This window comes from Frankia sp. CcCS3, from assembly GCF_977927575.1.
The window spans coordinates 1-9233 of record NZ_CDWRCL010000166.1 but is presented as its reverse complement, the minus strand read 5'-3'; the positions used below and the strand labels follow the sequence as shown (position 1 = coordinate 9233).

At 72.0% G+C, this 9233-nt stretch carries 7 protein-coding genes; all 7 read left to right on the top strand.

Going from position 1 to position 9233, the window contains the following annotated elements; translation table 11 throughout:
• The first annotated feature begins 52 nt into the window (after positions 1 to 52).
• The 7 genes from AC08OQ_RS14225 to AC08OQ_RS14195 all read left to right on the top strand — a co-directional run bounded on the left by AC08OQ_RS14225 (position 53) and on the right by AC08OQ_RS14195 (position 9201).
• Complete coding sequence (locus tag AC08OQ_RS14225) at positions 53 to 874, top strand: hypothetical protein (protein ID WP_476601450.1); 822 nt, start codon at positions 53 to 55, stop codon at positions 872 to 874.
• Positions 867 to 2198, top strand: a complete 1332-nt coding sequence (locus AC08OQ_RS14220; protein ID WP_476601451.1) for a KGGVGR-motif variant AAA ATPase — start codon at positions 867 to 869, stop codon at positions 2196 to 2198. The genes AC08OQ_RS14225 and AC08OQ_RS14220 overlap by 8 nt, the downstream gene beginning before the upstream one ends.
• Before the next feature lie 63 nt (positions 2199 to 2261).
• Positions 2262 to 3278, top strand: coding sequence for an NB-ARC domain-containing protein (locus tag AC08OQ_RS14215; protein WP_476601452.1), 1017 nt, complete (start codon positions 2262 to 2264; stop codon positions 3276 to 3278).
• Entirely contained in the window at positions 3221 to 4843 is a 1623-nt protein-coding gene (gene fxsT, locus AC08OQ_RS14210; protein WP_476601453.1) for an FxSxx-COOH system tetratricopeptide repeat protein, read from the top strand. The genes AC08OQ_RS14215 and fxsT overlap by 58 nt, the downstream gene beginning before the upstream one ends.
• A 123-nt stretch (positions 4844 to 4966) precedes the next feature.
• The gene (locus tag AC08OQ_RS14205) at positions 4967 to 6034 is read left to right on the top strand and encodes a hypothetical protein (RefSeq protein WP_476601454.1); all 1068 of its coding nucleotides are present in this window, start codon (positions 4967 to 4969) and stop codon (positions 6032 to 6034) included.
• 1166 nt (positions 6035 to 7200) lie between these two features.
• A complete protein-coding gene (locus AC08OQ_RS14200) occupies positions 7201 to 8424 on the top strand; it encodes an aKG-HExxH-type peptide beta-hydroxylase (RefSeq protein ID WP_476605442.1) in 1224 nt (407 codons plus the stop codon).
• A gap of 216 nt (positions 8425 to 8640) precedes the next feature.
• Entirely contained in the window at positions 8641 to 9201 is a 561-nt protein-coding gene (locus AC08OQ_RS14195) for a MerR family transcriptional regulator (protein ID WP_476601456.1), read from the top strand.
• The last annotated feature ends 32 nt before the right edge of the window (positions 9202 to 9233 follow it).

Here is a 9233-nt window from a genome sequence, read left to right as displayed (position 1 = left end):
CCGAGATGGTAGGGCAGAGGCCCTGCGCCGAAAAACGGCGTGAGGGGGACCTGTGACACCGTTCTTTCTGGTTCATCACGCGCTCGCCGGCGGTGACAGCAGCTACGTCGAACGTTTCTTCGGAGATGTACAGAATGCGGTTTACGAGCGCCTCGGCTATCGTGAGGTGTTCACCGGCGAGGCGGCCGGCGCGGCGGAGCCCTCGGCGGCGGCGGGGGGCCGCTCCAATCCCGATGCGCTCCTGGCGCCGGTGATGGTGGCGCTGTACTCGGACGCCTACTTCACCGACCACCAGTGCCTGCTGGAGTGGTCGCTGTTCCGGGAGCGGCTGCGGTGGCACCACCATTTCACCGGTCGGAGCTCCCCGGCGCTGGTCGGCGTCCCCTGGTCCATCCGATCGGTACCCGTGCCGGCTCAGATCGCGGAGGCGGGGATGCTCGTCGGCGACTTCGGCGCGGGCTACACGGCGAGCGGCGCGTTACAGCTGATCCGGACCGGCTCCGCCTCGGTCTGGTACCAGCGGTTGACCGAACGGGTCAGTGAACTGATCGTGCGTGCCCGCGGCGACGAGCCGCCGGCACTGTCCACGCGTGACGTGGAGTTCGTCGAGCGGTCGGGGCGGACGGACTGGGTGTCGGCCGGTCGGGGCCCGGGCACCCGCTGGTCCGTCGGCGGCTCCGCGACGCTGCTGATCCCGCCGGCCCAGACGGCACCCCTGGCCTCGACGGTTCGCACGGCTCCGGCCCCGGCGGCCATGGCTCCGGCCCGAGCCGGTGGCCGGGAGCGTCGATGGCGGATGGCCGATCCCGAGCACACCCGTCGACCCATCCTGCGTCGTGCCGGCGCCGCCGAACTGGACGATGACGATGACTGAACTTTCCAGGCAACCACCGGAACTTTCCAGGCAACCACCGGAACCGGCGGGTCACGACACCCCGGGCGGGCGCGCCGGCAGGCCGGCGCAGATCATCACCTTCTACTCCTACAAGGGCGGTTCGGGGCGCACGATGGCGCTGGCGAACGTCGCCTGGCTGCTCGCCGCCTCGGGTAAGCGGGTTCTCACCGTCGACTGGGATCTGGAGTCTCCCGGCCTGCACCGGTATTTCCGCCCGTTTCTGCAGAACAGGGAGCTGGACTCGAGTGACGGCGTCACCGAGATGCTCCAGGGTTTCATCCGGGAGATCGACCGGCTTCAGGATGCGTCGCCGTCGACAGCCGCGGAGCAGGCCTCCTTGCCGGACGCCGACGCGGTGCGCGAGATCATCGCCCTGCACGGCGACTTCCGGCACAACATCGAGACCATCGAGTGGCCCGGGTTCCCGGGCGTCGGGCGGATCGACTTCCTCGGTCCCGGCCGGCAGACATCCACGAGCGCGGTGCTGGCGGCCACGGTGCCCTGGTCGACGCTGTTCGAGGAGGCCGACGGCCTGGCGTATTTCGCCGCGCTGCGTGAGCGCATGCGGTTCGCCGACTACGACTACGTCCTCATCGACAGCCGGACCGGGACCTCGGACGCGGCCGGCGTCTGCACCCACCTCCTGCCGGACACCGTCGTCATCGGAATCGCGCTGAACAACCAGTCCATCGACGGCGGCGCCGGGGTGGCCCGCGAGATCCGGAACAGCAAGCGGGACATCCGGGTGCTGCCCGTCCCGATGCGGGTCGAGGACACCGAGCAGCGCAAGCAGGAACTGCGCCGCCGCGCGGCGTTCCAGGCCTTCCGCCCGGTGCTGGCCGACCTGTGCGGTTCCGACCCGGAGGAACAGCGGAGCTTTCTGATCGGCCTGGAGATTCCCTACAAGGCGGTCTACGCCTACGAGGAGGTCCTGGCGGCCTTCCAGGAGGATCCCGCCAGTCGGCTCGGCGTCCAGGCCGCCTACCGGATGCTCGCCGGAGAGCTCGCCGGCGCCCCGATCGATGCGCGCGGCGTCCCGCCGCAGGACCGGGAGCGGGTGCTGCGGGACTTCGAGCAGTACGGACCGCCCGCTCCGCGGTCGGTGACGATCTTTGGAGCGCCCGAGGACCGGCCCTGGGCGGACTGGCTGGCGTCGGTGCTGGGAGCCACCGGGGTGCGGATCCGGCCGTTGCCCCCGACGGCGCTGACCCCCGCCGACTTCCCCGCTGTCGAGTCACTGATCGTGATCGGATTACCGCATCTGGGCCCGGACACCCCGGGTGAGTCCCTGGTGCGCGAGTAGGTCCAGACCCGGATCCGCCAGCGCGGCTCGCGGGCGGGGGTGGTGGTCGTCGAGGTGGGTTCGATGCGGCTCGACCCCGCCTACCACGGGGCCGAGATTATCTCCCTGCCCGCGCGGAACGAGCGGGACGCGGGGGTCGTGGTCCTCGAAGGGCTGGGGCTGCCCGTTCCGCGGGCCCGGCTCGATGACCTGCCGGTGGTCGCTCCCCGGTACCCGGCCCGCCGGCCCCGCTTCTGGTCGGTGCCGGCCGGGTTCGCCCAGCCGTTCATCGGGCGGCACGCGGTGCTGGACGAGCTGCGCGACCGACTGCTGCCGGGGGGCCGACCGAGCGGGCTGTGCCCCCTGCTCGGCCCGGACGGCGTCGGGAAGAGCGCCATCGCGGCCGAGTACGCGCACCGGTTCGGCTCCGACTACGACATCGTGCACTGGATCTCGGCGGGTGACGCAGCCTCGGTCCGGGCGGGCCTGCGCGACCTCGCCGAGCGGCTGCGTCCCGGCAGCGACGTCCCGGGCGCGCATCGCTCCCCGAGCGAGCAGCTCGAACGGGTCGCCCTGGACGCGCTGCGCCAGGGCGACCCCTCACCGCGCTGGCTGCTCGTTTACGACGGCGCCACCGACTCGCAGATGCTGGCCGGGCTGCTACCCATCCCGACCAGCAACGGTCATGTCCTGCTGACCTCGGCGGACCCGGCCTGGGACAGTGAACCCGGCGCGCTGTGGGTGGGCCCGTTCACCCCGGCCGAGAGCCGGGCGTTCCTGCGCCGGTGGCTGCCCGAGGTCGGTGCGGACCGGCTGGCGATGATCGCCGAGCGGCTGCGGCATCAGCCGTCGGGCCTGCGCACCGCGGTCGGGCGGCTTCGCCAGGACCGGCGGGGAGCGCCGGTCGACGACCGTGCCGTCGACGCCTACCTCACCCAGATCGCCGGGGTCGCACCCGAGCAGGCGACCTGGACGGTGTCGTTCGAGACCCTGCGCACCAGCGACCGCGCGACCCGGCGGGCGGCGGCCCGGCTGCTGGAACTGTGTGCCTTCCTCTGGCCCCGCAGGGCGTGCCGCTCGGCCTGCTGGAATCCCCGGTGATGCTGCGCCATCTCGCCGAGGCGGTAGGGGACGACGCGATCGCCGACCCGACCGTGCTGCCCGAGCTGTGGGCGGAGATCCGTAAGCCCCGGCTGGCCGAGATCGACACCGCACCCGACGGTCAGTTCCGCCTCGCCGCGCGCTGGCAGCGGCTCCTCGTCGAACGGATGCAGCCCGCCGAGCAGACCGCCGCCCGCGAGGTGGTGCTCGGCGTCTTCGCGGACATCGCCGCGGCCGCTCCGCGGCCCTCGGCCGCCGCGGGCTGGCCGATCTACCGGATGCTGGAAGGCCAGATCCTGGCCTCCGAGGCGATGGAGAGCCCGGCACCCAAGGTTCGGCAGTGGCTGGTGTCCCAGGTGTATGTGATGTGGCGGTCCGGCCGGCTGGAGCTGGGCCGCGGCATCGCGGAGGAGGCGTTGCGCAGATGGCGCGACCTGTTCGGAGCGGACGACCCGCTGACCCTGCGGATGGCCACCCACCTGGCCATGGTGCTCCGCGGCCTGGGACGGTTCCAGGAGGCGTACGACCTGAACACCGACACCCTCGCCCGCCAGCGGCGCCATCTGGGCATTTTCCATCGCCACACATTGATCACCGCGATGAGCTACGGCATCGACATCCGGGAGCTCGGCCGGTACACCGAGGCAGCCGCGGAGGAGAGCAGCACCCTGGTCGGTTTCCGCGACCGGCTCGGCGAGAACCACCTCGACACCCTCATGGCTGCGAGCAACCTCGCACTGTCCACCTTCCTGGACGGGCGGGCCCGTGAGGCGCTCCACCTGAGCCTGGACACCATGGCGCGGCTGCGCCTGGCGGGGGCCGAGGGCACCTCGCAGTTCTGGTGGCTGCAGGCGCGGGCCGGGATCTGCCATCGGGAGCTGGGCGAGCTGGAGCAGGCGGAGCGGTTGCTGCGGGAGGCCGCGACCAACCTCGCCGGCATCGAGGGGGCGACGACGCACCTGACCCTGCGCTGCAACAAGCATCTCGCGGTCGTCCTGCGCCTGCGGGGCAGCCCGGACGCGGCGAGCCGCCTCGCCGGTGAGACGCTCGAGCGATACACCGAGATCTACGGGGCGTCCGACCTGGGCACCCTGGCCTGCCTGCTGAGCCGTGCCGGCCACCTGCACGCGCTGGGCGAGCACCACCGGGCGTCCGTCGAGGCCGAGTCGTGCCTGCGGGAGTATGAACGTCTCTACGGCCCCGAGCATCCGTTCACGAACGTCTGCCGCTCGGATCTGTCCATCTACCTGCGCGCGGACGGGCGGCTGACGGAGTCCCGCGCGCTGGCCGAGCAGGCCCACCTCACGCTGGTCGACGAGCTCTACCAGCACCACCCGTTCGCGCTGGCCGCCGGGGTGAACCACGCCGCGAGCCTGGCAGCCCTCGGCGAGACCGAGGCGGCCCGGGCGCTGAACGAGGATCTGTTGCGCGAATCTGAAATGTCGCTGGACAGAAGCCATCCCTACCTCCCGATAATGCGGGAGAACCTGGCGGTCCTCACCGGCCGGCAGGCTGGCGGCGGGCGTGGCCATCGAGAAGTCGACATCGACATCTCCAGCATCTGAGCAGCGTGATGAGGCCGAGCGACGAGTGCACGGTGGCAATCCACCGGCGGCCGGTCCGCCCGGAGCGGGGTTTCCGGTCCGGCGTCGGCCGCCACCCGCCGGGAGCGGCAGAAGGATGAGCTGATGGTGACTGTTCCTGATGATGTTGTCGAACCCCACATCGTCACCGCGCCGCATGTCGGTGACGAATACAACGGCATCCGGCAGAAGTTCCGCGGGGCGGTGGCCGTCACGGGTGCCCAGTATCTCGAGTACTACGTCCACGGATTGCCGACGGTGTCGGCCGACCTTCTGCACCATCCGCGGCTGGCCGACTATTTCCATGGTTCACGCACGGTGGAAGGGGCCCGCCGGGACTACGAGATCATCGGCCGGCAGCTGAACCACCGGATGACGGATCTGAACACCTCGCTGGCCGGTCTCGCCAACGGGCGGCTGATCCGGACGGTCTTCGCCGCGCAGGACCGGGCGGTGCTCTACTTCGACGTCGACGAGGGGCAGTACATCGTCGGGGTCTCCCTCGGCGCGGACGCCATCGAGTCCGCTGACCTGACGCTCTCGCAGACCGCGACGGAAATCCGGGCGGCCCGGGGGGGTCGGCGACCCCAACTACGGCGGCTATCACCGGGGGACGGCACGTTCCTCCCGTCGCCCACCCGCGCCGACGGTAGCCCGGACACCGGCTCTCATCCATTCGTGTCGCTGCCGAGGCCGTCGGCGCCGGTGTTCGCCAATCCCTGGGCATCGCTGATCAAACGGCGTTGGTCACCCGCCGGGGACTCGCGGGAGGAGGAGTTCCAGGCCCAGGCCGTCAGCGTCCTGAAGCCCGGTGACCTCCAGTACATGGCCCTGGTGCGCGGCGGCACGGTGAGCGCCGCCGACCTGATGGACCACGACGACCTCAACGAATTCTTCGTCGGTCTGAGCCGGGAGGCCCGCCGGGAGGGTTTCGTCAAGGTCGCCGCCGAGTTCCTCGCCCTGAGCGATCTGCTCGACGGTCTGCTGCGATCGGTCCTGAACCGCCGATTGACCCGCACCGTTCTCGACGTGGAGAAGGGCGCGCTGTACTTTCATCGCCTCAGCCGTGACGAGTTCCTGATGGGCGTCACCCTGGATCAGCGTCGGGTGTCCGAAGCCGACCGCCGCTTCCAGTTGCTCGTCCGCCGACTGACGGCTTCGGACGGCCGTTGAAAGGCGCCAGATGACGCCAGGTGAATCCCGTCGATGGACGGGATCATCGTCGATGTCCTCGCGTATTCTTCGTCGAGCAGGTCCCCGCGTCGCGCCGGCGCGTACCCGTTGGTGGGGAGGCCCCACATTCATGGCCCACGATCTGATGCCCGTGCCGTCCGGTCTGGTGGATCTCTGCGAGGTCGACGCTGACCAGCTTGCCTTCCTCGCGGGCCCACCCTCGGGAGAATGGCAGCGATGGATCGCCGCCTGGATCGGCCACCCGGGCGGGCCGCTGCCCGAGGACGTCGCCCTGGCCCTGGGCGGGGATCTGGACCTGGCCGACTACCTGCCCAGGACCACATCCTTCGGGGAGATGCCGGACGGCACCGACCCCTCGAAGCCGCCGCGTCCGCCCGGGGCCGCCGCCTGTCCGGGCGGACGGCCCGCACCCGGTAGCGCCATGACATCCGCCTCTCGGCGGCCCGCCCGTCCTACCGGACCCGCCCGTCGGGTGGTCTCCCCACCCGCCGCCCGGCACCGGATCACCCCGCGGGATATCGAGGCCGTGGCGGGCGGGCCGCCGGGTGCCGCACCGCTGCGCGAGCTGCTGCGGGGTCAGATCAGCAAACGGATGCTGATGCTGTGGGCGCTGCTACGCGGCCTCGAGAACGCCGACCTCGACGACGCGACACGCACCTGTGTGGATGAGGCGCTCCGCGTGCTCGGGGACGCTCAGCGGCGGGCCCGCGACGCCGTCCACGACCTGCTCCTGCACCCGACGATCGGGACCTGGCTCGCCGGCAGCCTGCGGCGGTGCTGGCACGGGGCGGCCGGACCCGACCTCGACCGCCTCGGTTACGTGGGTGGGATCGCGGTGGCCGCCGCCCTGCGGGCCCGGATGCCGTGCCGGGTGCCGGTGCGGATCATCGACGGGCTGGTGTCGATCCCCACGGTGGGCGTCGTCGGGTCGGGGGTCACGAGCGGTTGGGGCGTCGCGCACATGTCCGACCGGCGGGTGACGCTGAGTGGCAGCCCCGGGCGGGGACCGGCCGGTGGTGACGGCTGGACCCCGGCGCGCACGCTGTCGAGCACTGTCGACGGTCACCGGATCGCGCTGACGCTGGAGGACACCGACCCGTTCCGGGCCGCGGACACGCTTCCCCTGGCCGTGGCCACGCGCTGCGATGAGGCGGCGGCGGGCCCGGTGGCAGCGCCTGCTCGACGGCGCCTGGAGCGTGCTCGCGGGCGACGACGGGGCGCGGGCGGAGGAGGCCGCCGCGGTCCTGTCGGCGCTGGTCCCGTTGCGCGAGGTCCCGGATCGGCCCGGCACCGGCGTCACCGTGATCGACGCGCTCGGCGCGCTGATGGTCAGCCCGCCGACCGGCGCGCTGTGGCTTGCTGTCGCCGTCGTGCATGAGGCGGCGCACACCAGACTGGAGATGCTGAGCGATCTCGCGCCCCTGATCGGCCCGCACGACGGCTCCGTGCACTACGCTTCCTGGCGGCCCGACCCCCGGCCACTCGCCCGGCTGCTGCACGGCGCCTTCGCCTTCGCCCAGATCGCGGCCTTCTGGGCGGGGCGGTGGGCCCGGGACGGCGCCGGGTCGGATCTGGGCGCGGCGTACGAGTTCGCCTGGTGCCGGGACGCGGTCTCGGCGGTGCTGCCCGTGCTGCGGGAGGCGGCCGGGCTCACCGAGGCGGGCCGCCGGTTCGTCTCGGCCCTGGGCGCCAGGATCGACGTCTGGATTGCCGCTGACCTGCCGATCGCGGCTACTACCACCGCCGCCACCGTGCTGCGCGACATCGCCGTCGTCTGGCGGCTGCGCAACCGCCGGCCCGACCGCGACCACATCGAGAGATGGGCGCGGGACTGGGCGGCCGGTCGGCCCTGCGGACGGCCGGTACCGCCGTCGTCCCGCCTCGTCCCCCAGACTGAGCCGTATAGCCCGCACCGCCACGCCCGGCAGGCGCTGACCTCGCTGCGGTTCGCCAGGCCCGACCGGTTCGGCGGGCTCGCTGGTTCTGCCGGGTTCGCTGGTTCTGCCGGGCTCGATCCGGCGGCCTGGCCCGTCAACGCGACCCTCGGGGACCTGCTCTACGTGCGCGGAGACCTCGGCCTCGCGGCCGCGGAGTTCCGCCGGGAGCTGCAGGACCGTCCGGGGCGAGCGGAGTCGTTCGCGGGGCTGGCCCTGGTGCTGGCCAGACGGGCCGGGGGACTGCAGCGCCGGCTCTACCTCGACCACCCCGAGGCGTTGCTGGCCCTGAGCGTCCGGATTCGGGAGCTGACCGGGTCCACCCCTGACCCGCGCACGCTCGCGCGGTGGATCGCGGCGGGAGGCCTCGGCCATCCGGATCGCTCGTGGCGATCTCTCGAGACGAGGCCGCTGCCGGTCGGTGCCCGGCGGTAACCCGACGGCGGGGAGGCCGGCGGGGAGGCCGTCCCGCCGGGGGTATGCCGTGCCCCCACGCGACCCGCGGTGTGACGACCCGGCGTCGACAGTCGGCGTGGGCGGTTGACGGCCGCATCCCGCTCCGTTCGCGATGACGCAGTCGGCGAATCCGGAACAGCGAGTTTCCGCGGGCCACGTTGACTTCGTGCGCACTCCAAGTCCTAGCGTTTTCGTATGGCCACGATCGAGGCGCCCACGGTGACGTCCTCCCCGCCGGCCGTGACGCCGTCTCCGGTCATGGTGGCGGAGCCGGATCAGGGCTGGTGCGCGCGGTTGGGCCCGGCGGTCCGCCCGGATGGATGCGACCGGTCCGTTGATCCGTGCGCGGTCGGTCCGGGGGGTGAACCGGAGGCCGCCGGGACCCTCACGATCGCCGAGGCCGCCGCGGCCACCGGAGTCAGCGCGCACACGCTGCGGTACTACGAGCGGGTGGGGCTGATGCGGGACCCGGTCGCCCGTGCCTCGTCGAGCCATCGGCGCTACACCGTCGAGGACGTCCGCTGGGTCACGTTCCTGACCAAGCTGCGGCTCACCGGCATGCCGATCCGGGAGATGGCGCGCTACGCCGAGCTGGTGCGCGCCGGGGAGGGGAACGAGGCGGAGCGTCTCGCCCTGTTGACCGAGCATCGCCGCCGGGTCCTGGCGCGCCTCGACGAGGTGCAGCGCAACTTCACCGCCATCAACGTCAAAATCAGCATTTATCAAGACATCTACCAGGAGAGGACCGTCCACTGATGCGCAAGGTCGCGCTAGGGCCTGTTTGGGAA